Source organism: Streptomyces sp. NPDC038280 (genome assembly GCF_055600045.1).
Map to the genome: position 1 here is coordinate 1 of NZ_JBVJYZ010000001.1, position 21,847 is coordinate 21,847.

Annotated in this window: 23 protein-coding genes; 15 read left to right on the top strand and 8 right to left on the bottom strand. The window is 72.4% G+C overall.

Annotated features, from left to right (window positions below):
- Window positions 1-127: 127 nt before the first annotated feature.
- From ACZ7J0_RS00005 to ACZ7J0_RS00015, 3 genes are all read right to left on the bottom strand, one after another.
- Window positions 128-703, bottom strand: a complete 576-nt coding sequence (locus tag ACZ7J0_RS00005; RefSeq protein ID WP_470882677.1) for an HPP family protein — start codon at window positions 701-703, stop codon at window positions 128-130.
- Between the two features lie 229 nt (window positions 704-932).
- Window positions 933-2,066 (bottom strand): agmatine deiminase family protein, encoded by a 1,134-nt coding sequence (locus ACZ7J0_RS00010; RefSeq protein WP_470882678.1) that lies wholly within the window; start codon window positions 2,064-2,066, stop codon window positions 933-935.
- Window positions 2,067-2,132: 66 nt separating this feature from the next.
- Window positions 2,133-3,716 (bottom strand): APC family permease, encoded by a 1,584-nt coding sequence (locus ACZ7J0_RS00015; protein WP_470882679.1) that lies wholly within the window; start codon window positions 3,714-3,716, stop codon window positions 2,133-2,135.
- Between the two features lie 158 nt (window positions 3,717-3,874).
- On the opposite strand from ACZ7J0_RS00015, the gene ACZ7J0_RS00020 reads away from it, so the two are divergent.
- The 5 genes from ACZ7J0_RS00020 (at window position 3,875) to ACZ7J0_RS00040 (ending at window position 8,275) form a co-directional block, all read left to right on the top strand.
- A complete protein-coding gene (locus ACZ7J0_RS00020) occupies window positions 3,875-4,522 on the top strand; it encodes a TetR/AcrR family transcriptional regulator (protein WP_470882680.1) in 648 nt (215 codons plus the stop codon).
- A gap of 332 nt (window positions 4,523-4,854) precedes the next feature.
- A complete protein-coding gene (locus ACZ7J0_RS00025; protein ID WP_470882681.1) occupies window positions 4,855-6,945 on the top strand; it encodes a SpoIIE family protein phosphatase in 2,091 nt (696 codons plus the stop codon).
- A 195-nt stretch (window positions 6,946-7,140) separates the two neighbouring features.
- Window positions 7,141-7,560, top strand: coding sequence for a phage holin family protein (locus ACZ7J0_RS00030; RefSeq protein WP_470882682.1), 420 nt, complete (start codon window positions 7,141-7,143; stop codon window positions 7,558-7,560).
- Window positions 7,557-8,012 (top strand): DUF3618 domain-containing protein, encoded by a 456-nt coding sequence (locus ACZ7J0_RS00035; protein WP_470882683.1) that lies wholly within the window; start codon window positions 7,557-7,559, stop codon window positions 8,010-8,012. Before ACZ7J0_RS00030 ends, ACZ7J0_RS00035 begins: the two co-directional genes overlap by 4 nt.
- On the top strand, window positions 8,009-8,275 hold the full coding sequence (locus tag ACZ7J0_RS00040) for a DUF4235 domain-containing protein (protein ID WP_470882684.1): 267 nt from the start codon (window positions 8,009-8,011) through the stop codon (window positions 8,273-8,275). Before ACZ7J0_RS00035 ends, ACZ7J0_RS00040 begins: the two co-directional genes overlap by 4 nt.
- Window positions 8,276-8,523: 248 nt before the next feature.
- On the opposite strand, the gene ACZ7J0_RS00045 is transcribed toward ACZ7J0_RS00040, so the two are convergent.
- Window positions 8,524-9,219: a type III effector protein gene (locus ACZ7J0_RS00045; protein ID WP_470882685.1), complete on the bottom strand. Its 696-nt coding sequence runs from the start codon at window positions 9,217-9,219 to the stop codon at window positions 8,524-8,526.
- A 132-nt stretch (window positions 9,220-9,351) separates the two neighbouring features.
- On the opposite strand from ACZ7J0_RS00045, the gene ACZ7J0_RS00050 reads away from it, so the two are divergent.
- From ACZ7J0_RS00050 to ACZ7J0_RS00060, 3 genes are all read left to right on the top strand, one after another.
- Window positions 9,352-9,786 (top strand): Hsp20/alpha crystallin family protein, encoded by a 435-nt coding sequence (locus tag ACZ7J0_RS00050; RefSeq protein ID WP_470882686.1) that lies wholly within the window; start codon window positions 9,352-9,354, stop codon window positions 9,784-9,786.
- A gap of 101 nt (window positions 9,787-9,887) precedes the next feature.
- The gene (locus ACZ7J0_RS00055) at window positions 9,888-10,277 is read left to right on the top strand and encodes a DUF2267 domain-containing protein (protein ID WP_470882687.1); all 390 of its coding nucleotides are present in this window, start codon (window positions 9,888-9,890) and stop codon (window positions 10,275-10,277) included.
- Between the two features lie 59 nt (window positions 10,278-10,336).
- Entirely contained in the window at window positions 10,337-10,735 is a 399-nt protein-coding gene (locus ACZ7J0_RS00060) for a DUF2267 domain-containing protein (protein ID WP_470882688.1), read from the top strand.
- Window positions 10,736-10,828: 93 nt separating this feature from the next.
- On the opposite strand, the gene ACZ7J0_RS00065 is transcribed toward ACZ7J0_RS00060, so the two are convergent.
- The gene (locus ACZ7J0_RS00065; protein ID WP_470882689.1) at window positions 10,829-11,554 is read right to left on the bottom strand and encodes a DUF72 domain-containing protein; all 726 of its coding nucleotides are present in this window, start codon (window positions 11,552-11,554) and stop codon (window positions 10,829-10,831) included.
- A 66-nt stretch (window positions 11,555-11,620) separates the two neighbouring features.
- Window positions 11,621-12,973 (bottom strand): M64 family metallopeptidase, encoded by a 1,353-nt coding sequence (locus ACZ7J0_RS00070; protein ID WP_470882690.1) that lies wholly within the window; start codon window positions 12,971-12,973, stop codon window positions 11,621-11,623.
- Window positions 12,974-13,112: 139 nt separating this feature from the next.
- Between ACZ7J0_RS00070 and ACZ7J0_RS00075 the strand changes: the two genes are divergently transcribed.
- From ACZ7J0_RS00075 to ACZ7J0_RS00100, 6 genes are all read left to right on the top strand, one after another.
- Complete coding sequence (locus ACZ7J0_RS00075) at window positions 13,113-14,450, top strand: helix-turn-helix domain-containing protein (protein ID WP_470882691.1); 1,338 nt, start codon at window positions 13,113-13,115, stop codon at window positions 14,448-14,450.
- Window positions 14,451-14,533: 83 nt separating this feature from the next.
- Entirely contained in the window at window positions 14,534-17,257 is a 2,724-nt protein-coding gene (locus ACZ7J0_RS00080; protein WP_470882692.1) for a SpoIIE family protein phosphatase, read from the top strand.
- Window positions 17,258-17,414: 157 nt separating this feature from the next.
- Window positions 17,415-17,843 carry a hypothetical protein gene (locus ACZ7J0_RS00085; protein WP_470882693.1) on the top strand — a complete coding sequence of 143 codons (429 nt, stop codon included), beginning with the start codon at window positions 17,415-17,417 and terminating at the stop codon, window positions 17,841-17,843.
- On the top strand, window positions 17,837-18,070 hold the full coding sequence (locus tag ACZ7J0_RS00090) for a helix-turn-helix transcriptional regulator (RefSeq protein ID WP_470882694.1): 234 nt from the start codon (window positions 17,837-17,839) through the stop codon (window positions 18,068-18,070). The genes ACZ7J0_RS00085 and ACZ7J0_RS00090 overlap by 7 nt, the downstream gene beginning before the upstream one ends.
- On the top strand, window positions 18,067-19,050 hold the full coding sequence (locus tag ACZ7J0_RS00095; RefSeq protein WP_470882695.1) for an NAD(P)-dependent alcohol dehydrogenase: 984 nt from the start codon (window positions 18,067-18,069) through the stop codon (window positions 19,048-19,050). The genes ACZ7J0_RS00090 and ACZ7J0_RS00095 overlap by 4 nt, the downstream gene beginning before the upstream one ends.
- 173 nt (window positions 19,051-19,223) lie before the next feature.
- Window positions 19,224-20,129, top strand: coding sequence for a hypothetical protein (locus ACZ7J0_RS00100; RefSeq protein WP_470882696.1), 906 nt, complete (start codon window positions 19,224-19,226; stop codon window positions 20,127-20,129).
- A gap of 57 nt (window positions 20,130-20,186) precedes the next feature.
- Here ACZ7J0_RS00100 and ACZ7J0_RS00105 read toward each other — a convergent pair whose 3' ends face one another.
- Window positions 20,187-20,615: an ATP-binding protein gene (locus tag ACZ7J0_RS00105; RefSeq protein WP_470882697.1), complete on the bottom strand. Its 429-nt coding sequence runs from the start codon at window positions 20,613-20,615 to the stop codon at window positions 20,187-20,189.
- 200 nt (window positions 20,616-20,815) lie between these two features.
- On the opposite strand from ACZ7J0_RS00105, the gene ACZ7J0_RS00110 reads away from it, so the two are divergent.
- Window positions 20,816-21,238, top strand: a complete 423-nt coding sequence (locus tag ACZ7J0_RS00110) for a DUF6003 family protein (RefSeq protein ID WP_470882698.1) — start codon at window positions 20,816-20,818, stop codon at window positions 21,236-21,238.
- 34 nt (window positions 21,239-21,272) lie between these two features.
- Here the strand turns inward: ACZ7J0_RS00110 and ACZ7J0_RS00115 are convergent, their stop codons facing one another.
- Window positions 21,273-21,755, bottom strand: coding sequence for a VanZ family protein (locus tag ACZ7J0_RS00115; RefSeq protein WP_470882699.1), 483 nt, complete (start codon window positions 21,753-21,755; stop codon window positions 21,273-21,275).
- Window positions 21,756-21,847: the final 92 nt, after the last annotated feature.

Consider the following 21,847-nt stretch of genomic DNA (forward strand, 5'->3'; position numbering starts at 1 on the left):
CGTTCCCACTCAGCATCACTCAGATCACCCCGCCCCATGTCCACATCAACGACCTGGACACGAAGTAGTCACATGATCGACCGGACAAGTCCTAGGGCCGGCCGACGGCGGGGGACGCGGGACGCGGTTACCAGTACGCCGGGTACTTCGCCGCGCCGCGGCGGATGCGCGAGCCGGCGTACCCGGTGAGGACGAGGAGCAGGGTCGCGCCGAAGAGGAGCGGAACGAACCGCTGCGGGGACGGGGTCTGCAGCACGATGACGACGGCGGTGGCGCAGGCGGGCGAGTGCGGCGTCCGGGCGATCATGGTCATGGCCAGCGTGATGCCGCCCGCCACCGCCGCGGCCCAGGCGTGGCTGCCGACGGCCGTGAGGACGCCGTAACCGGCGGCGGCGCCCAGCAGATGGCCGACGATGACGCTGCGCGGCTGGGCCAGGGGCAGGGTGGGCGCGCTGTGGACGAGGGCGGCGCTGGCCGCCAGGGGCGGTATCAGGACCGGTTCGTGGATCACCGTGCCGATCGCCACCAGCGCCAGCAGGACGGCCGTCACGGCACTGACGCTGTGGAACGCGGCACCCGGGGAGGGCGCGGCGGGAGCGCGGCCGGCCGCGCCGCGCGCGCTCGCCGGGGCAGTGGCGGCAGGCTCGACAGGGGCGGCCGGCGCCGTGGCCGGTTCGAGGCAGAGGGTGGAGTCAGTACGCATGGAAAAGATCTCTGGGGCAGGGGCAGGGGCTGGGGCGGGGCGGGGCGGTCGAAGCTGCGCGGAGCGTGCCCTGCGGATGTACAGAGTTCTGATCCTGCGCTCGGCCCGGGTGGGGCCAGACGCTTTCCGTGTACAACTTTATCGGTCGGGGCCGGGCCGCCTCTCCGCACCCCCCGGCACCGTCCCGCTCCCGCCCCCCGGCGCGCTGACGCCGGGGGGCGGGCACGTGTCACCGCACAGCGGGCACGTGCTGCGTGACGCAGTGGATCCCGCCGCCGCCCCAGGCGAGCGTGCGGGTCGGTATGCCGACGATCTCGCGGCCCGGGAAGAGCGTCGCGAACCGGCTGAGCACGACGGCGTCCTCGGCCACACCGGCCGTCGGCACGACGACGCTGCCGCGCGTCTCGTAGTAGTTGGTGTAACTGAACGTCTCCACGAGCGCGCCGTTGACCCGGAACTGCGGCTGCTGCTGCAGCTCGACCAGGTCGAACCGTCGTCCGCAGGCATCGGTGGAGGCCTGCAGGACCGCCTTGTTCGCGTTCATACGGGCGTGGTTCGGGTGGGTCACGTCGGGCTGGGTGTGCAGCAGCAGCCTGGCCGGGCCGAGGTACGAGGCGACGAGGTCGACATGGCCGTCGGTGATGATGTCGTTGTTCAGGCCGTACGGAAGCCAGATCACCTTCGAGGCGCCGTACGCGGCCAGCAGCGCCGCCTCGATCTGGCCGCGCGTCATACCGGGGTTGCGGTTGGGGTTGAGCAGGCATTCCTCGGTGGTGACGAGGGTCCCCTGGCCGTCGGTGATGACGGCCCCGCCCTCCAGGACGAGGTCCACCGGCCGGCGGGGTACGGAGAAGTGGGCGCAGACGCCGACGGGCAGCAGGTCGTCCTTGTCGTAGGGGTACTTGTTGCCCCAACCGTTGAAGCGGAAGTCGAGGCCGGTGCGCTGGGTGCGCTCGGCGTTCAGGCTGAAGATGGGGCCGGTGTCGCGGGTCCAGCAGTCGTTGATGGGGTACTCGATGACGTCGACGGTGCTGCCGCACTGCTGGCGGGCGTCGGCGGCGGTGCCCGGCTCGGCGACCATGGTGACGGGTTCGAACCGGGCGATGCTCCGGGCGATGGCCGCGATCTCGCCCTGGACGTTCTTGAGCAGGGTGCCCCAGCCGACGTTCTTGTCCCAGGGCCAGGCCATGACGCACCCGGAGTGGGCCTCCCACTCGGCGGGGACGGTCCCGGTGGCGGTGGTGGCGGATGTCGCGGTCGAGGCTGTCGCCGCGCCGGCGCTCCTCGCGCCGAGGAACGTGGTCGCGGCGGCGGTCAGTGCGGCGGTACAGAACATGCGTCGGGTGCTGCGGGGCAGGTCCATGGGCGGTGTCCCTCCGAGTCGCGTTGCGCTTCTGTTGTCGTGACTTCTGCTGCTGTGGGGGATGGGTCAGGAGTGGTCGGCGGTCGGCGCCGTGGGCCGCGCGTCCGCCGACGGAGCGGAGGCCGGGGCGTGCGGGGTGTCCTCGCCGCCCGGGCGGTCGTCGCGCAGCTTGTCCTGCGGCCGTCGGACGGCGAGGTAGATCAGGCCGGAGCCGAGGACCACGGCCGTGCCGAGGAGGGCGGCCCAGACCTGGTACCAGGGGGCGTCCGGCGGCGCGAGGATGGCGCGCGGCCAGCAGACGTTGATCACTTCGAAAGCGGTCCAGGCCACGGCCAGGACGTTGAGCACCGTGCCCTTGCGCCCGAGCCGGATGCGCCCGGAGGGGATCCAGGTGCCGCGCAGCCGGGCGATGAGCGCGGCGAGCGAGACCAGGAAGAAGGGCAGATAGGTGGCCGCGGTGCCGAAGGAGATCAGGCTGCCGATCGCCGTGGCGTTCAGGCCGAGCGCCAGCGCGCTGCCGCTGATGAGCGTGGAGGCGATGAGACCGCCGATGGGGGCCTTGCGGCGGTTGACCTTCCTGACCTGACGGGAGAAGGGGAAGACGCCGTCGCGGGCCAGGGAGAACAGTCCGCGGGCCGCGCCGCCCTGCGAGGCCATCGCGCAGGCGAGGAAGCCGACCAGGACCACGATGACGAACGGCTTGTCGGACCAGGAGCCGAAGGAGTGCACCACGGCGGTGGTGACCGGGTCGATGTCCTGGCCGGAGACCACGGCGGCCGGGTCGGGGTGCGCCAGGGCCACGGCCATCGCGTTGAGGATCACGACCGCGCCGACGCTCAGCAGCGCCCACCACATGGCGCGCGGCACCTGTCGGGCCGCGTCCTTGGTCTCCTCGGCGGTCGAGACACAGGCGTCGAAGCCGATGAAGGCCCATCCGGCGACGGCGACCGCGGCGAGGAAGCCCATGGCGGTGGAGCCTCCGGAGAGCGCCTCCGCGCCGAGGGACTCGGTGAAGAGCGGGAAACCGTGTTCACGGAAGAAGAGCAGCAGGATCATGCCCACGAGTACGGAGGCAATCGCCTCGGCGGCGATTCCGAGGGACACGAACCAGCGCAGGATGGTGATGCCGTACGCGTTGACCAGCATGCACAGCAGCAGGATGCCGACCGCCACGGCGACGAGTCCGCCGGGGGTGGGGGCGGCCCCGATGAGCGCGAACACCCAGGGCGCGGCGAGATAGGCCACCGTGGTGTTGCCGAACATCACGGCGAACTGCCAGACCCAGCCGCCCAGCCAGCCGAACGCGGGACCCAGCAGCCGCCTTCCCCACTGGTACGGGCCTCCGGCGAGCGGCCACTGCGAGGTGAGCTCGGAGTAGACGTTCACCACCAGACACTGGCCCGCCAGCACCAGCGGCAGGGCCCACACCCACAGCGGCCCGGCCACCGTGGTGCCGACCATCGAGACGGCGTACAGGGCGACGACGGGTGAGACCACGGCGAAGCCCATCGAGATGTTGCCGAGGATGCCCAGGCTGCGTCGCAGCTCCTGCGCGTATCCGAGGTCCTTCAGGCGGGCGGCGTCGGCGTCGGGCCCGGCCTGGGGGGCGGGCGGTTCGCCGGCCGGGATCCGGCCAGACGGTTCGTTCATGATCACCTCACGGAGAACGCACGGCCGTTGCCGGCGCGCGGAGCTAAACCTAACCGCGTTAGGTAAATGGGGTGGCGTGAATGTAGCCCCACTCCGAGCCGCTTGTGAAGCGTTTCCGACGGGTAATCTGCACGTCGGACAACCGAAGGAGCCGCGCGATGCCCCGCCCGAGCCAGACCCTTCTCAGCCGACCGGCGATCGCCCGGGCGGCCCTGGATCTCCTCGACGAGCAGGGCGCGGAAGCCTTGAAGATGCGGACCATCGCGGACCGGCTGGGCGTGCGAGGGGCTTCGCTCTACCACCACGTCGCCTCCAAGGACGACCTGCTCGACGCGGCGGCGGACCTGATCAACGACGAGATCGACCTGGGCCCTCTCGCCGACCCGGGCGGTACGCCGGGCATCGCGCAGTACGCCCGCGGGTACCGCCGCGTCTATCTGCGCTATCCGCACATGATCCCACTGATGGCCCGGCACCGGGTCGCCTCCGACAAGGCACTGCGCGGGTACGACGCGCTGATGGCCGCCCTGACCGGCGTCGGCTGTCCGCCCGCCGAGGCGGCGGAGGCTGCCGCCGCGATCGACAACCTGGTCCTCGGGTCGGCGCTCGAGACCTTCACCGCCGGCTTCACCCGCGCACCGGAGGGCTACCGCCCGGACTACCCGGCGCTCGCGACCTCGCTGAGCGCCGCCGATGCGGCGCGGGACGGTCTGCGCGGCCTGGACGACCGGGGGTTCGAGCTCGGCCTGCGCCTGCTGCTGGCCGGGCTGCCCACCAGCGGCGCCCCGGCGGCCCCCACGGCCTGACGCGGCGCCCCGACCCGACAGCCGCCGGCTCACCGCCGGACACGGACCCCGCTTCCCGGGCCCGAGCAAGGCCCCGGCCCGGCTCCCCCCACGGGCGTGACCTGCGTGGCCGGCTCCCACCTCACCGTTCAGGGCGATCCGGGACCCGCGTCCGTGCCGCGTTGAGCCAGGTGGCGGTGCCCCGCGCGGATCCGGCCGCGCAAGAGGTGCAGGGCCCCCCGGTCCGGGGAGACGATGGGACCCGGAACCCGGGGACTGCGGAGGCGAAGGGTGCGAGCAGGATTCCGGACCAGGCAGCACGCCGGGGCGGCAGGCGGAAGGAGTGCCTGGGGATGAGCGCGAACGACGCTTCTCAGCCCGGCCCCGTCCCGGTGGGGGGTCTCTCGTCCGCACCCGGCGGTCTGCTCGATCAGCTGAACGTGGCCGCCGTCGTGCTGGACGCGAACGGACGGGTCGCGCTCTGGAGTCCGCAGGCGGAGAGCCTCTTCGGGTACACCGCCGAGGAGGCGCTGGGCCGCTTCGCGGGCCGCCTCCTGGTCCACGAGGAGCATCTGGACATGGTGATCGGTCTCTTCGGACACGTCATGGAGAGCGCCGGCAGCTGGGCGGGGGTCTTCCCCGTCCGGCACAAGGACGGCGGGACGCGGCTGGTCGAATTCCGCAACATGCGGCTGCAGGACGACCGACGGGCCTTCTTCGCCCTGGGCCTCGCCATCGACCAGGAGACCCTGCGGGCCGTCGAGCGGGACGTCGCGCTGTCCAGCCGGCTGATCTCCCAGGCACCGATCGGCCTCGCGGTCCTGGACACCGAGCTGCGGTACGTCACCGTCAACCCGGCCCTGGCCCGCATCAACGGCCTTCCGGCCGCCGAGCACCTCGGCCGGCACGTCCGTGAGGCCCTGCCCTTCCTCGACGCCGACGCGATCGAGGCCTCGATGCGCCAGGTCCTGGCGACGGGCGTCCCCCTGATCGACCAGCACGCCGTCGGCCGCACCCCGGCGCACGCCGGTGACGAGCAGGCGTGGTCGGTCTCGTACTTCCGGCTGGAGAGCCCGAGCGGACAGGTGATCGGCCTGGCGACGTCGGTCGTCGACGTCACCGACCGGCACCGGGCGGCCACCGAGGCCGCCCGCGCGCGCCGGCGCCTCGCCGTCATCGCCGACGCCTCCGTCCTCATCGGAACCACCCTCGACCTCGACCGGACCGCCCAGGAGCTGGCCGACGTCGTCGTTCCCGACCTGGCCGACCTGGCGGCGGTGGACGTGCTCGACAGCGTGCTGATCGGGCATCGGGGCGCCGCGGCCCCGATGCGCGGCCCGACGGTGTTCCGGGCGCTGGCGCTGGCGGCGGCGTTCGAGACGGAGGCCATCGGCGCCGCCGACCGCACCGGCGAGCTCGCCAAGTACGACACCGACCGGCTGGTCACCCAGTGCGTCACCCGCGCCGAACCGGTGCTGATCCCCCGGGTGGAGAGCGCCCACCTGCCGCAGATCGCCCGCAGCCCCGAAGCCGCCGTCGTCCTGGAGCGCGCGGGCCTGCGCTCCTATCTGGCGGTGCCGCTGATCGCCAGGGGCGAGGTGCTCGGCGCCCTGGACCTCAAACGCTTCCGCAACCAGCTGCCCTTCGACGACGACGACGTGGTCCTGGCCGGTGAGCTGGCCGCCCGGGCCGCCGTCTGCATCGACAACGCGCGCTGGTTCCAGCGGGAGCGCAACACGGCGCTCACGCTCCAGCGCAACCTGCTGCCGCAGCGCCCGGCGGTCCGGGCGGGACTGGAGATCGCGTACCGCTACGAGCCCGCGCAGGCCGCGGGCGAGGTGGGCGGCGACTGGTTCGACGTCATTCCGCTGAGCGGCGACAAGACCGCGCTGGTCGTCGGCGACGTCATGGGCAGCGGCGTCGACGCGGCCGCCACGATGGGCCGGCTGAGCGCCGCCGTGCGCGCCCTCGCCGATCTCGACCTCGAACCGGACCAGGTGCTGCGGCACATCGACCGCAGCACCTTCGGCCTGGAGCAGTCCATCGCCACCTGCGTGTACGCCGTCCACGACCCGCACCAGGGGCAGTGCCGCATCTCCCTGGCCGGCCACCTGCCGCCCGCCCGGGTACGCCCGGGCCGTCCCCCGGAACTGCTCGACCTGCCGACGGGCACACCGCTCGGCGTCGGCGACGTCCCCTTCACCACCACCACCTTCCGCCTGCGGCCCGGCGACGAACTCGTCCTCTACACCGACGGCCTGGTCGAGAATCGCGAGGAGGACATCGACACCCGCCTGGCCCTCTTCCTGTCCCTCCTCGACGCCCCCGGCCGCCCCCTGGAGGAGACCTGCGACGGGCTGCTGCAGGCCCTGCGGCACCCGGACGACCACGACGACGTGGCTCTGCTGATCGCGCGCGTCCAGCCGTTCACCCCCGGCCCGTGAGCGCGCGCGGCTCCCTCGCACGTCGCCGGGCCTCACCGACCCTCCCGCCTTCAACAACCTGCACGGGCCTGGACGGGCCTGCACGGGCCATCGCCGCAGGCGAATTCGTTTCGTACGGTCGCGGGCGGTTACCCGCTCCCTGAGCCGCGGACACCGACGGGAAAACACGACCGACGGGAAAGGCAGGTGAACGTCATGCACTCCACCGACCACCACCCTCCGCCGAGCAGTACCGAGGCCTCGATGGGCGAGCTGGTGAACCGTGCGTCACGGCAGCTCTCGGAGCTCGTACGCGAGGAACTCCAGCTGGCCCGGGCCGAGATGACCGAGAAGGGAAAACGGTTCGGCATGGGCGGAGGCCTGTTCGGCGGCGCCGGAGTGGTGGCCTTCCTCGCCCTGCAGGCCCTGGTGGCCGCCGCGATCGCCGGGCTCGCGCTCGTTCTGCCGGTGTGGGGTTCGGCCCTGATCGTCTTCGGCGTCCTGCTCGCCGTCGCCGGTGTTCTCGCCCTGACCGGCAAGAAGAAGGTCCATCAGGCGGCGCCGCCGACCCCGACGCGGACCATCGACAGCGTCAAGGCGGACGTCGCCGAGATCAAGGAGAAGGCCCACCGATGAGCACCTCATCCCCCTATGACGGCCACAACCCCACGCCCGACGAACTGCGCGAGCAGGTGGAGGCCACCCGTAAGGAACTCGGTCGGACCGTCGAGGCACTCGCCGAGAAGGCCGACGTGAAGGAGCAGGCCAAACACAAGGCAGCCGCGCTCACGGCCTCCGCCAAGGCGGCCGCGACACAGGCCCAGCACAAGGCGGCCGACGTGGCCCACCAGGTCAAGGAGCGGGCCCCCGAGCCGGTGAGGGAGAAGGTCGCCGTCGCCAGGACCGAGATCCCGCGCCGGGCCGCGATCGCGGCGGACGCCGTGGCGCACCGGACGCCGGAGCCGGTCAGGGACAGGACCCGGCAGGCCGTCGGCTTCGTGCGCCGCCGGCCGGTGCCCTTCATCGCCGCGGCCGCCGTCACGGTCCTGGCCCTCATCAGGGTCCGCCGGGCGAGGAGGAGCCGGTGAAAGCGGCCGCACTCGCCTACAAGCCCGTCGGGATGACGCTCGGCATGGTGAGCGGCCTCCTCGCAGCGGCGGCGTTCAAGCAGACGTGGAAGATCCTCGGCCACGAGGACGACGCTCCGGACTCCACCGATGAGCACCGCACGTGGCAGGAGGTCCTGCTGGCGTCGGCGCTGCAGGGCGCCATCTTCGCCGTCGTCAAGGCGGCGGTGGACCGCGGTGGGGCCGTGGCCACGCGACGCCTGACCGGCACCTGGCCCGACTGAGCTCTCGCTGTTCCCGCGTCCCGCCGCCCTGGTTCCCGGGGCGGCGGGACGCTCGGCTGTGTCGGTTCCGGGCTCGGTCCGCCTCCGGGGCGCTGTGAGCGTGCGCCGACGGTCGATCGTGCTCGGCCCCCGCCCTCAGGACCTCCGCGCGTCCTCCCTCTCGACGCCCGCGCGCCTTTTCGGCTCACTCGCCGGGGCGGCCTTCCGTCGCTCCCCCGGCCCCGCGGCCGGGGGAGCCCCATTTCGGCTCACTCGCCGATTCCGGCGGTCCGCTGTTCGTTGGTGTCCTGACGGATGCGGTCCATGTGGCTGGTGACGCCGTCCACGCGGGCCGCCAGGTCCGGGTGCGCGTCCTGCAGGTGCCGGCGCGTGTCGGCCAGGGGCCGGACGAGCTTGGCGGCGTCGTCCTCGGCGAGGGCGCGCGCGAGGTGCCCTATGGGGGCGTCGGCGTGGGGCGGAAGGTCGGTGAGAGCCGTGATCTGACCGGCGAGCTGGCGCAGTTCGGCCGCGTTCCCCCGGGCCCAGGCGCTGACGGTACGGTCGGCGGCGCGGCGGTCGCGGGTGGCCTGGACCCGCTGCTCGCCGGTGGTGCCGGCGGCCCCGGGCCGCAGCCGCAGATAGCGGCGTTCGGCCGCCTGGCGGCTGGTGACTCCGAGCGGCTGGGCGAGTTCGGCCCAGCTCGCGCCGGCGTCGCGGGCCGCTTCGATGAGGCCCGACTCCCACCCGGCGAGCCGGTGGCGCACCTCGCGCAGCAGAAGGAGAGCCGACAGGGCCTGCTCGGGCCCGGTGGGTCCGCCGTCGTGACCGGCGCCGGCCGGGGCGGCGCCGGCTTCCCGTACGGCCTCGTCGATGGCGTCCAGCGCCGCCGCCGCGGCGACGAAGGAAGCGGGGCTCACGGAGGGCGAGGGGCCCACGTCGGAGGGGGGCTGGGCTGCTTCGGCCACGGTGCGACTCCTTCGCTGCTTGTCATCCTTTCGACGACATCAGGCTTGTCATCGTTTGGATGACATGTTACAACGGGAGACAGGTGAAGCGCATTGGCAGGTACTGCCTGAACCAACTGGAGGTGTTTCGCGATGTTGATGCGCACCGACCCGTTCCGCGAACTCGACCGGCTCACCCAGCAGTTCCTGGGCTCGTCCGGCACCTGGTCGCGACCGTCCGCGATGGCGATGGACGCCTATCGCGAGGGCGACGAGTACGTCATCGCCTTCGATCTGCCAGGTGTGTCGACGGACGCCATCGACATCGACGTCGAGCGGAACATGCTGACGGTCAAGGCCGAGCGGCGCCCGGCGCCGAAGGCGGAGAATGTTCAGATGGAGCTCTCGGAGCGTCCGCTGGGCGTGTTCTCCCGCCAGATCATGCTGGCCGACACGCTCGACACGGAGAGCATCAAGGCGGACTACGACGCGGGGGTGCTGACCCTGCGCATCCCGATCGCCGAGCGTGCCAAGCCCCGCAAGATCGCCATCGGCGGGGAGTCGGCGCCCAGGCAGATCAGCGGCTGACGTCAGAAGCACACCCCGAGCGACGGAGGGCGGGAGCCCGGACTCCCCTTCCCGGACCCGCCCTCCGCGCCGGACCCGAACAGGGGGCAGTGGTGGTGCACATGAGGTGGGACGCATTCCTTGACCAGGTCCGGGAACGCGGCGAATACGACTCACAACAGGAAGCCGAGCGCGCGGCCCGGGTGGTCCTCGCGCTGCTGGGCGCGCATCTGGTGGGCGAGGTGAGAACCGAGCTGGCCGCCCGGTTGCCGGAGACCTTCGCCCTGATCCTGCTCAATCCCCTCCAGGCGGCCGAACCCCTGGCTCCCGAGCGATTCGTCCGCGCCACCGCGGCCTGGATCGACGGGGCCAGCGAGGAAACCGCCACCTGGGACACCAGCGCCGTCCTGAGCGTGGTCGCCGACGCCGCCGGCGACGACCTCATGGAACGCGTGCTGCTCCAACTCCCCGTGGGCTACGACCTGCTCTTCGGTCGCCCCCGGGCGATCTGAACCCGCGCCGCCGGGGTGACGGCGCGCGAGACAACGCCAGAGAAGGAAGGAAACGAACTGTGCAGTGGCACGAACTCGTCCAGCAGGTGCGGACGTCGGGCCGGTACGACACCGACGCGGAGGCGGAGCGCGTCCTGCGCGCCGTGCTGACCGTACTGGGCGGTCATGTCACCGGCGAGGAGCGCTGTGAACTCGCCGCGGCCCTGCCCCTGCGGGCCGGCCGCCTCCTCGCCGCACAGATCCCCTTCACCGAGCCGCTGGCCGCGCCCGCCTTCGTCGAGGCCGTCGCCGCCCTGCTGGAACCCCGCACCCTGCCCGCCGCGCGCTGGGCCACCGGCACGGCCCTCGCGGCCATCGGCGCGTGTGCGGGGGACGACCTCACCGACCGGATCCTCGCCGGGCTCCCGCGCGGCTACGCCCTGCTGTTCGGCCAGGCGGAACTCGCCCCGGCCGCCTGAGCGGCGCCAGCGCCCCTCCCTCGCGCGGGCGGCCCGGAGACCTGCCCCTCGGCAAGCCCCGGACCCGTTCTCGACTGGGCCCGCCCGGGAACCTCATCCCGCGACGAGCCGCTCGAACACCGCGGCGTCGAGGACCGCCGCGCCGCCGGGATCGTTGTTGAAGTAGGCGTAGACGTCCGCGTCCTTGGGCCAGGTGTCGGCGATCCGCGCCGCCCACGACCGCAAAGCGGTTCTCCCGTACCGGGGCCACGGGCGTGCGCGGCCCTCGTGGAAGCGGACGTAGCCCCATTCGGCGGTGCGCCACAGCGGAGTCACCGGGCGCGATCCCCGGTCCGCCCAGCACAGCGTGGCTCCCCTCTCGGTCAGGACGGCGCGTACCTCGTCCGTCCACCACGAGTCGTGCCGGAGCTCGACCGCCACCCGCGTCCCTCGGGGGAAACACGCGAGACAGGCGTCGAGCGCCGAGGCGTCCGCGCGCAGGGTGGGCGGGAGTTGCAGCAGGACCGGGCCCAGGCGGTCGCCGAGCCCGGCGCTGTGCGTCATGAGCCGGTGGACCGGCTCCCGCGGTTCCCGGAGCCGCTTGATGTGGGTCAGATACCGGCTGGCCTTCACCGCCATGACGAAACCGGCGGGGGTGCGCTCACGCCAGTTCGCGAACGTCTCCGGGCTGGGCAGCCGGTAGAAGGCGTTGTTGTTCTCCACCGTGCGGAAGTGCCGGGTGTACTCCTCGAGCCACAGCCGCTGGGGCCGGTCGGGAGGGTAGAAGATCCCTGCCCAGTCCCGGTACTGCCATCCGGACGTTCCCACGAGCACGGGCATGGCACCCATCATGCGCGCGGCCGGGAACCGGCGCATGCGGGTGCCGGCCGCGCTCCCCCACCCGGGTCAGAGGCGCACCTTCCACGTCACGGTGGACTTCATCGTGGCGGCGGTCCTCGGGTCCCGTACGGCGGCTGTGCGGTCCTCGGCGGTGACCGAGAGCTTGTGGGCGCGCCGGTCGAGCAGCCGCCCGCCCAGCTCGGACACCCGCACCTTGGTGTGACCGCGCACGTGCTTCAGTTCCTTGCCGTCGAGGTACCACCGGACGGACGGACGGCGGGGGTCCGGCCCCATGAACGCGGGTACGGTGACGCGTGCCGAGTCCCGCAGCCGCAGCGTGCGATCGGTGGGGGTGAGCGCGGTGGCGATCTTCGCGTGCCGGTAGAAGCCGCCGATCATCGCTTCCACGCCGGGCAGGTTGAACGGCTTGCCGAGGACGCGCATCAGCGAGTTGTCGGTGGGCCGGTTCAGCCCGGCGACGTAGTAGCCGCCGCCTTCGTACGCGCCGACCGTGCCGCCGTCGGGCGACTCCTCGCCGAGCCAGCGGTACCACTTGGCGCGGCCGGCCGTCATGTCCGCTGCGGTCAGGGTGGAGATGTTGGAGTCGGCGGGCTCGGGTCCCGTGTACTGCTCGTAGCCCGGGTAGCCGGGATAGAAGTACTCGTCGGCGAGCTTGCCCAGGGAGTGGCCGGTCTCGTGGATGGCGACCTGGCCGGACTTGGCGTTGCCGGCCGAGGCGGTGGAGATGCCGTCGTAGCCGAGGGTCGCGCTGGGCTCGTTGTAGCCGGCGCCGCCGTACTTGGCGCTGTTGGCGAGGACGATCACCAGATCGGCCTCGGGGGCCTTCGCCACGTACCCGTCGACCTTGTCCTGGTCGACGCAGAGCAGCCGCTCGATGTCCTCGCACCAGAAGTACGACCCGACGGCCGTGTCGCGGACCGTGCCGGGGTCGGGGTCGCCCGAGACGCCGGACTGGTTCGACACGGCGTCGACGGTCCACACGTTGAACAGCTTCTGGTAGGTGCTGTACGGCTCGACCGCCGCCAACTCGGCCCACTTCTCCTTGGCGTCGGTGTGGAACGCGTCCAGCTCGGCGGAGGTGTAGCCGTCCCCGATGACGACGACGTCGAGCCGGTCGGCCGTGGGGCCGTTGTCCAGCAGTTTGGTGACCGTGCCGTCGGCGGCCGCCTCGGACGCCGAGAGCCGCGACTGGGGCCGGTCCAGGCCCTGGGGCGGTACGTGCTTGTGGCCGGACCCGGCGACCGTGCCGTGCTCCGGCCCGGGTATCTCGACCTCGACCCCGGCCCTGGTGGGCGCCTCCGGGTCGTCGGCCGCGGTGGCGGGCGCGGCGGTGAGAACGGCCGCGACGGCGGCGGTCACACCGACCGCCGCCATGGCTCTGCGCAGGGCTGCGCGCATGGAATCCCCTCCCCGACAAGGAAGTTAAGTGAATGAGTAAACGGAATGAACCGGCTGCTTAAACTAGGCGGCGGCACAGGACGTGCGCAATGCCTACTGCCCCTGAATACTGGGGAGTTCGAGCTACCAGGGGGTTCCCATGGACGAACCGGTCGAGATCGGCCGCCGGGTGCAGCGGCTGCGCGGCCAACGCGGCCTGACCCAGCGACAGTTGGCGGAACCCTCGTACACGGCCGCCTATGTGTCGACCCTGGAGTCCGGCAAGGTCCGCCCCTCCGAGACCGCGCTGCGCTTCCTCGCCGAGCGGCTCGGGACCTCGTACGAGGAACTGGCCACCGGGCGCCCCGCCCATCTGGCCACCGAGCTGCGTCTGGCCCTCACCGACGCCCAGCGGGAGCTGGCCACCGGCGCCGCCGACGAGGCCGCCGTGCACTACCGCCGCCTGCTCACCGACGCGGAGCACCTGGGCATGGCCCCCGAGCGGGCCGAGGCGCTGCTGGGTCTGGGCGACTGCGCGCTGGAGACCGGTGAGCTCGCCGACGCCCGACGGCATTTCGAGGCGGCCGAGCGGCTCCTCGCGCGGGAGCCGCTGCCCCGCCGCGCCCGCGCGGTCCGGGGCCGCGCCGTCGCCCACCTCCTCGCCGGGGAGCTGCGCTACGCCTGCTACCTCCTCGAGTCCACCATCGACGAGCTCGGCGCGAGCGGTCTGACCGACCCCGAGGCGCTGGTCCTGCTGTACGCCGCCGTCATCGGCCCCTACATCGACATGGGCGCACACGCCCGCGCCGCCCACGCCGCCGAGCTCGCCCTCGCCCTGGCGCCGCGGGTGGACGACCCGGCACTGGTGGCGGGCATGCACCGGCAGGTGGCCCGTACCTTCCTCGCCGAAGGGCGCACCGCCGACGCCGACGCCTCCCTCGCGAAGGCCCAGGCCATCTACCGGCAGCTCAGACTGCGCACGGACCTCGCCCACTGCCACTGGATGCGCGGCTACGTCCACGCGCAGAACGGCGAGCTCGCGCTCGCCGAGGAGGAACTGCGTACCGCCCGGGAAATGCTGACCGCCAAACGCGCGCTGCTCTACACCGCCCAGGTGGAGGTGGAGCTGGCCGACGTCCTGCGGCGGCTCGGGCGGCACGAGGAGGCGACCGGTCTGCTCTCGGCCCTCCTGGAGCTCGGCGACCGGCACGGCGCGGTGCACGCGGCCGGAGCGCACCGGCTCCTCGGCATGATCGCCGAGGAGCGGGGGGAGCCCGAGACGGCCGAGGAGCATTACGTCCTGGCCCTGGCGCTGCTGGAGCGCAGCGGCGCCAGCGGTGACCTGGCCGACCTGTGCCGCCTCCTCGGCGACCTGCTGCGCCGCACCGGCCGCACCGAGGCCGCTCTGGACGTCTACCGCACGGGCCTGGGCCACCGGGCCGCTCCGGGCACGACGACCCTGGGGCCGGCGCCGGCGGCGCCCTTCCCGCAGCGATAGCGGGGCTTCGCACGCGCTCACTCGGACGTGTCCGAAGGATCAGTTCAGTGTTACAAAGGACACGTGGTCGATCGTCGCAACCCGTGCCGGGCACGTTGGTGCGGTCACTGAGCGGGAAGCGCCCGCGGAGCGTCGCCGGGCAGGTGTTCATCCTCCAGGTGGCGGTCGTGGTGCTGCTCGCCGCCGGTGCCGTGCTCGCCCTGGTGCTCCAGTCGCGGCACGACGTGGACCGTGAGGCCCGTACCCGCTCGGTCGCGGTCGCGGAGACCTTCGCCCACTCCCTCGGGCTCCAGGCGGCACTGAAGACCCCCGACCCGTCGAAGATCCTCCAGCCGCTCACGGAGGAGACGCGAAAACAGGCGGGCGTCGACTTCATCGTGGTGATGGACACCGAGGGCATTCGCTACACCCACCCCCAGCCGGACCGCATCGGCAAACGGTTCGTGGGCACGATCGAGCCCTCCCTTGCGGGCCGGGTGCACACGGAGAGCGTGGAAGGTCCCCTCGGCCAGGAGATCCAGGCCATCGTGCCGGTGACCTCGGCCGACGGCCGGGTCGTCGCCCTGGTCTCGGCCGGTCTCACGGTGAAGAACGTCACCGGCGTGGTGGACCGGCAGCTCCCGGTCATCCTCGGGGTCAGCGCCGCCGGGCTGGCCCTGGCCACCGTCGGCACCGCCCTGATCACCAGACGGCTGCGGCGGCAGACCCACGGGCTCGGACCGCTCGAGATGACCCGGATGTACGAACACCACGACGCGGTTCTGCACGCCGTCCGCGAGGGCGTCCTGATCACCGACGGGGAAGGCCGGCTGCTGCTCGCGAACGACGAGGCGAAACGGCTGCTGGACCTGCCCGCCGACGCCGATGGGCAGTACGTCCGGAAGCTGCCCGGGCTCGACCCGCGGATGGCCGAACTCCTGCTGTCCGGCAGGATCGCCACGGACGAGGTCCTCGCGGCCGGGGACCGGCTCCTGGTGGTGAACCAGCGGCCGGCGAAGCCACGCGGCCAGCCGGAGGGCGCCGCCGTCACCATCCGCGACTCCACCGAGATGCGCGTTCTGACGACCCGGGCCGAGGCGGCCCGCCGACGGCTGAAGCTGCTGTACGACGCGGGAGTGGGCATCGGCACCACGCTCGACGTGGTCCGGACGGCCGAGGAGCTGGCGGACGTCGCCGTCCCCCGTTTCTCGGACTTCGTGACCGTCGACCTGGCGGACGAGGTGCTGCACGGCGAGGAGCCCACCGGCAGCAGCGCCGACATACGGCGTACGGCGGTCAGCGGCATCAGCGACGACCAGCCGCTCTATCCGCGCGGCAAACTGATCGACTTCCTGCCCTCCACCCCGCAGGCCCGGGGGCTCGGCACCGGGCAGGCGGAACTCGTACCCGACCTGTCGGACGCGCCCGGGTGGTACGCCCAGGACCCACCCCGGGCGCAGAGCATCATCGACTACGGCATCCACTCCCTCATCACCGCGCCGCTCAAGGCGCGGGGCGTCGTCCTCGGGGTGGTCAACTTCTGGCGCACCCGGAAACCGGAGCCCTTCGACGACGACGATCTCTCCCTGGCCGAGGAGCTGGTCGCGCGGGCGGCCGTCAGCATCGACAACGCCCGGCGCTACACGCGCGAGCACGCCCTGGCGGTCACCCTGCAGCGCAGCCTGCTGCCGCGCGGCCTGCCCGAGCAGAGCGCCGTCGAGGTGGCCCACTACTACCTTCCCGCGCAGTCCGGTGTGGGCGGCGACTGGTTCGACGTGATCCCGCTGTCGGGCAGCCGCGTCGCACTCGTCGTCGGCGATGTCGTCGGCCACGGGCTGCACGCCGCGGCCACCATGGGCCGGCTGCGCACCGCCGTCCACAACTTCTCCTCCCTCGACCTGCCTCCCGACGAGCTGCTCGCCCGTCTCGACGACCTCGTCCGGCGCATCGACCACAACGGCGAACCGGACGACCACGAGGGCGGCATGCTGGGCGCCACCTGCCTCTACGCGGTCTACGACCCGGTGTCGCAGAACTGCGCCGTGGCCCGCGCGGGCCACCCGCCGCCGATGGTGGTCCGGCCCGACGGCACGGTGGACGTCCCCGACGTGCCGGCCGGTCCGCCGCTGGGCCTCGGCGGCATGCCGTTCGAGACGGCGGAGCTGACCCTGACCGAGGGCAGCCAGCTGGTCTTCTACACCGACGGGCTGATCGAGGGCCGTACCCGCGACATCGACGAGGGCCTCGAGCTGCTCCGCACGGCCCTGAGCCATCCCGACCGTGATCCGCAGGAGAGCCGCCGGGCGATTCTCGAGGTACTGCTGCCGGCCCGTCCGCGCGATGACGTGGCCCTGCTCATCGCACGGACCCGCGCCCTCGGCCCGGAGAGCGTCGCCGAGTGGGCGGTGCCGTTCGAGCCGAGCGCGGTGGGCGCCATGCGGGCGGTCATCGGCGAGAAGCTCACGGAGTGGGGACTGTCGGAGCTCGAATTCGGCACGGAGCTGGTCCTCAGCGAGCTGATCACCAACGCCATACGGCACGGCTCGGCACCGGTCCGGGTACGCCTGCTGCGCGACCGCACCCTGACCTGCGAGGTGTCCGACGCCAGCAGCACCGCACCGCACCTCCGCTACGCCGCCACGACGGACGAGGGCGGGCGCGGGCTCTTCCTGGTGGCCCAGATCTGCCAGCGGTGGGGCACGCGGTACACCCCGGAGGGCAAGGTCATCTGGGCCGAACAGTCGCTGCCGGGCGCGTCGGACGGCGCGGAGGCGGCCCTGCCGAACTTCCTCGACATGGACCTCGACAGCGACATCGACACCTTCTGACGGCTGGGCGGGCACGTGCGGAGAGCCGGCGCCCGGCGGGAGCTGCCTCGCCCTCCGCGTCCAGTGCGCGAACCCCTCGATGTAAAGGAAGCTTGACACCGTGTCGGAAGTACTTGACACTCCTGAGTGTCAGGTTTTCTTTACATGGGGAGTCGGCGTGGCAGTCGAAGAGAAACGTGCCTGGATCCTGGTCCTGGTCAGCATCGCGTCGTACGCGGTCTATCTGGCCGTCGTCCTCGGGCGGCCCGGGGACGCGCCCCTTGCCGAGGCCCCCTATGTGTCCGCACTGCTGTGGACGGTGATCTCCGCGATCGTCGCCTCGATCGTGCTCCACATCGTGGTGTCCTCCTTCTCGCCCAGGGAGGCCACCGTCAAGGACCAGCGCGACCGGGAGATCCACCGCTTCGGGGAGCACATCGGGCAGTCGTTCGTCGTGGTCGGCGGCGTCGCCGGGCTCGCGCTCGCGATGGCCGACATCGACCAGTTCTGGATCGCCAACGCGATCTACCTGGCGTTCGTCCTGTCGGCGATCCTCGGTGCCGTCGCGAAGATCGTCGCCTACCGGCTGGGCTTCCACCCGTGGTGAGGCCGACCAGGGTCACCAACACGATCCGGGCCCTCCGCTTCGCCCACGGCGAGATGACCCAGGCAGAGCTCGCCCGCCGCGTCGGGGTGACACGGCAGACCGTCATCGCCATCGAACAGGGCCGCTACTCCCCCTCGTTGGAGATGGCGTTCCAGATCGCCCGGGTGTTCTCCGTCCCGCTCGACGACGTGTTCCAGTACCCCGACTCCGAGGGAGACACCTCATGAAGGCCATCGTCCACGACACGTACGGACCGCCCTCGGTGCTGCGTCTCGAAGAGACCGCGAAGCCGGTGCCCGGCAAGGGCGAGGTGCTCCTGCGGGTCCACGCGGCCGGCGTCGACCCGGGGGTATGGCACCTCACGGCGGGCCTGCCCTACCTGATCCGCGGCATGGGCTTCGGCCTGCGTGCGCCGAAGACCCGCGTCCGGGGCCTGGACGTCGCCGGACGCGTCGAGGCGGTCGGCCCGGGTGTCACCCGCTTCCGGCCGGGCGACGAGGTGTTCGGCAGCTGCGACGGCTCGTTCGCCGAGTACGCGTGTGCCAAGGAGGACCGGCTCGCGCCCAAGCCGGCCGGCCTCGACTTCGAACAGGCCGCCGCCGTACCGGTGTCGGGGTGCACCGCCCTGCAGGCGGTGCGGGACGCGGGTCGGCTGCGGGCGGGGCAGACCGTCCTCGTCCTCGGCGCCTCGGGAGGCGTCGGCACGTTCGCCGTGCAGCTGGCCAAGGCCCTCGGCGCCCATGTCACGGGCGTCTGCAGTACCGCCAAGACGGACCTGGTCCGCTCCATAGGCGCCGACGAGGTACTCGACTACACCCGCGAGGACCCGACCGACGGCACCCGCCGGTTCGACCTCGTACTCGACACCGGCGGCAACCGGCCCCTCTCCCGGCTGCGCCGCGCCCTCACCCCGCGCGGAACCCTTGTCATCGTCGGGGGCGAGGGCGGCGGCGACTGGGTCGGCGGCTTCGACCGGGCGCTGCGCGGACTCCTCCTGTCGCCGTTCGTCGGCCAGCGGCTCCGCGGGCTCGCCGCGGTGGAACGCCACAAGGACCTCGTGTACCTCGGCGAACTCATCGAGGCCGGCTCGGTGACCCCCGTCGTCGACAGGACGTACCCGCTCGCCGAGGCTCCCGACGCGATCCGCCACCTCAAAGAGGGCGAAGCGCGCGGCAAGTTCGTGGTCCGGGTGCTCCACGACCAGTGAAGCGAAGGTGGGGAACGACGTGCTCGTGTTGGGTAGGATCCGGTGGCTCGATCTGACGGACTACGGGGGTAAGTGGCGTGAGCGGACACGGAGGAGGCGGGTTTCCGGGTCCGCAGGGCGGCCCGGGCGGCCGGCCGCCGGGACCCGGCCCGCATCGCGGACCGTATCCGCCGGTGCCACCCGGCGCCGTCGGCCCCTACGGCCCGCCGCGGCCACCCGTTCCGCCCCAGGGGTATCCCCATCCCCCACGCCCGTACCCTCAAGGGCCCTATCCCCAGGGCCCGTACGGCGGCCCCTGGCCGCCCGGCCCACCGCCTCCCCCGCCGACCCGTCGCCAGAAGATCGTCCGCTTCGTCTTCAATCCGCTGTACGCGGCCCAGCGGGTCTTCCGTCCCTCGCGCCCGGGCGTCATCCAGGACCCCACCATCCGCAAGCTCCAGTTGTGGCGGACGGCGCTGGGCGCGGCGGCGTGGCTCGCGCTGACGCTCACCTACACCGCCATCAGCAACGCGCGGCAGGCCGAGGCCGTCGCCGCGGACCGCTTCGACCAGAGCTGGTCCAGCGTCCTCGTCCTGGTGTGTACGTTCCCCGTCGTGGTCGGGTCGTTCATCGCGGCCGCCCGGGGGAGCACGCGGCGCGTCTATCTGCGCCGGTCGCTGCGTTCCGCGGGGGCGGTGTTCGCCCTGATGGGCTCCATGTTCACCTTCCCCCTCGCGATGGCGCCCGAGCTGCAGCCGGTGCGGGACCTGATCGGGCTGCCCGGGAAGATCGTCCTCTGGCTGCTCTGCCTGTGGTCGCTCGGCTTCGCCATGTACGGCATCGGCCTGTCGCTCGTCCATGTCTTCCGTACCGCGGACATCCACGAGCTGGTGCCCCCGGCCCTCGCCACCATTCTGGTGTGGGAGATGGCGCTCCTTGACCTGGTGACCGGCGCCTATCCGAACGTCCCGCCGCTCGCCCGCGTCGTCTTCATCCTCGGCGCGCCGGTGACGGTGTCGGCCCTCTCCTGCTGGGAGCTGTACCGGCTGCGCCGCCACCACGGGCTGAGCCTGCACGCGGCCCTGCGGCCGCCGGCCTGAGCGGAGCCGCCGTCGGTCCGCGTCGTGTCCGGCCGGTCCGACACGGCCCCGGCGGGTTCACGCCCCGCCGGGGCCGTGTCGGAGCAGTACCGCGCGAACGGTCTTGCCCCGGGGACCCGGGAGCACGCTGACCCTCTCCGCCACATTGCGCACCATCGGCCAGCCGAATCCGCCGGTGCCGCCCGTGAGGTCCGGGGTCCGCTCCCGAGGCGGACGAGGGTCCGCGTCAGTGACGGCGACGGTCACGGCGTCGGGCCGCGCCTCCAGGCGCAGCGCGCACGTGGCGCCACGCGCGTGCCGTACGGCGTTGGTGACCAGTTCGGACACCACGAGCTCGACGCTCGCACCGACCTGGGCGTCCACGGTCGGCGTGAGCGTGCGCAGGAAGGCGCGGGCGACATCGCGCGCGCGGGCGATCGCTTCCGGTCGCCTTTCGAGGACCGCGTGGCCCGGCGGTCCAGTGGCCAATCGGGTATGGGCGTCCACGAGTCCCTCCTCGTAGCTGTGGTCGGACAGATTCGCTTGCCCCGAAAACGGACTTTTCAACGTCTCCGGGAACCTGAGGAAAGCGGGTGTAGCCGCACCGATGCGGGGAATCTTCGACACCCCGATGCCCGGCGCACAAGGCCGGCACGGAATCCGGCAGCAGGCCCGAGAAGGCCCGACAGAAAAGGCGATGCTCCACGATGTCCGATGACGCGTATCTGTTCCTGCTTCCTGAGCGACATCCCCGGCTGGGCGCCGCCCTGGGCGCCGTCGGCGGCCTGGAGTGCGCCGAGACCCCGGCCGTACGGGCCTGGCTGGACGCGCACGAGGTGTCCGCCTCTTCGGAGCGGGTCAGGATCCTGCCGTCCGAGGCGAAACTCTTCATCCCCGCCGACGTCGAACGTCTGCCCGTCCCGCTGACGGAGGAGGAGACAGTACGGGTGCGGCAACAGGGCGCGCCGCAGTCCGTCACCGACATGGAGGCCGAGCTCCTGGAGTTCCGGGACACGACCCAGGACTGGGAGGCGCTGGTGCACCGGGCGCTGGCCGCCGGTGTCCCCGCGCCGCGCATCGCTCAGCTCACGGGCCTCCCCGCCGAGGACATCGCCCGCCTCACCGTGTGAGCGGGCCGCGCGGGCGTGACCGGCGTCGGCCCGGTCATCCGGCGGGGGCCCGGGACCGCCGCGTGAAGCGGTGCCACCAGCGCTCACGCCGGGGATGAACGGCCCGCGCCAGCCTGCGCCCCATCAGGAGGTACCCCAGCAGGGCGCCCGCGGTGTTGAGCAGGACGTCGTCGATGTCGAAGGCGCGCCCGGTGATGAGGGCGCCCTGGACCAGTTCGACGAGCGTCATGACCAGCGCCGTGACCACCGTGATGCGGATGCGTCCCCTGGTCCGCGGCGCCAGGACCGGCAGGAGCAGACCGAAGGGGACTCCCAGGGCGATGTTTCCGCCGAGCTGCTTGACGGTGTCGCGGAACGCGGGCTGCGCGAGGTACTGTCGGATCGAGTTGCCCGGTCGCAGGTTGGTGTGCGTCAGCGCCTCCGAGGCGGCCGAGGGCTCCAGCGTCAGACGGGCCAGCACCACCGCGAATCCGACCGTCGCCCCGAAGGCCACCAGCATGGCCGCGGCGCGCGCCACGGGAGAGAGTCCCGTTCTCTCGGCGCTCCTCTGCCGCCCTGACCCCTTCCCGGTCCGGCGGTGCGGAACGGTCCGTGCCATCTCGTGCCCCC

Excerpts from the sequence above, each read along its gene's own strand:
- ACZ7J0_RS00110 (WP_470882698.1), top strand. The coding sequence starts at position 20,816 with ATGTCCGATGACGCGTATCTGTTCCTGCTTCCTGAGCGACATCCCCGG.
- ACZ7J0_RS00030 (WP_470882682.1), top strand. The coding sequence starts at position 7,141 with ATGCACTCCACCGACCACCACCCTCCGCCGAGCAGTACCGAGGCCTCG.
- ACZ7J0_RS00050 (WP_470882686.1), top strand. The coding sequence starts at position 9,352 with ATGTTGATGCGCACCGACCCGTTCCGCGAACTCGACCGGCTCACCCAG.
- ACZ7J0_RS00075 (WP_470882691.1), top strand. The coding sequence starts at position 13,113 with ATGGACGAACCGGTCGAGATCGGCCGCCGGGTGCAGCGGCTGCGCGGC.
- ACZ7J0_RS00055 (WP_470882687.1), top strand. The coding sequence starts at position 9,888 with ATGAGGTGGGACGCATTCCTTGACCAGGTCCGGGAACGCGGCGAATAC.
- ACZ7J0_RS00010 (WP_470882678.1), bottom strand. The coding sequence starts at position 2,066 with ATGGACCTGCCCCGCAGCACCCGACGCATGTTCTGTACCGCCGCACTG.
- ACZ7J0_RS00035 (WP_470882683.1), top strand. The coding sequence starts at position 7,557 with ATGAGCACCTCATCCCCCTATGACGGCCACAACCCCACGCCCGACGAA.
- ACZ7J0_RS00005 (WP_470882677.1), bottom strand. The coding sequence starts at position 703 with ATGCGTACTGACTCCACCCTCTGCCTCGAACCGGCCACGGCGCCGGCC.
- ACZ7J0_RS00095 (WP_470882695.1), top strand. The coding sequence starts at position 18,067 with ATGAAGGCCATCGTCCACGACACGTACGGACCGCCCTCGGTGCTGCGT.
- ACZ7J0_RS00070 (WP_470882690.1), bottom strand. The coding sequence starts at position 12,973 with ATGCGCGCAGCCCTGCGCAGAGCCATGGCGGCGGTCGGTGTGACCGCC.
- ACZ7J0_RS00015 (WP_470882679.1), bottom strand. The coding sequence starts at position 3,716 with ATGAACGAACCGTCTGGCCGGATCCCGGCCGGCGAACCGCCCGCCCCC.
- ACZ7J0_RS00065 (WP_470882689.1), bottom strand. The coding sequence starts at position 11,554 with ATGCCCGTGCTCGTGGGAACGTCCGGATGGCAGTACCGGGACTGGGCA.
- ACZ7J0_RS00025 (WP_470882681.1), top strand. The coding sequence starts at position 4,855 with ATGAGCGCGAACGACGCTTCTCAGCCCGGCCCCGTCCCGGTGGGGGGT.
- ACZ7J0_RS00020 (WP_470882680.1), top strand. The coding sequence starts at position 3,875 with ATGCCCCGCCCGAGCCAGACCCTTCTCAGCCGACCGGCGATCGCCCGG.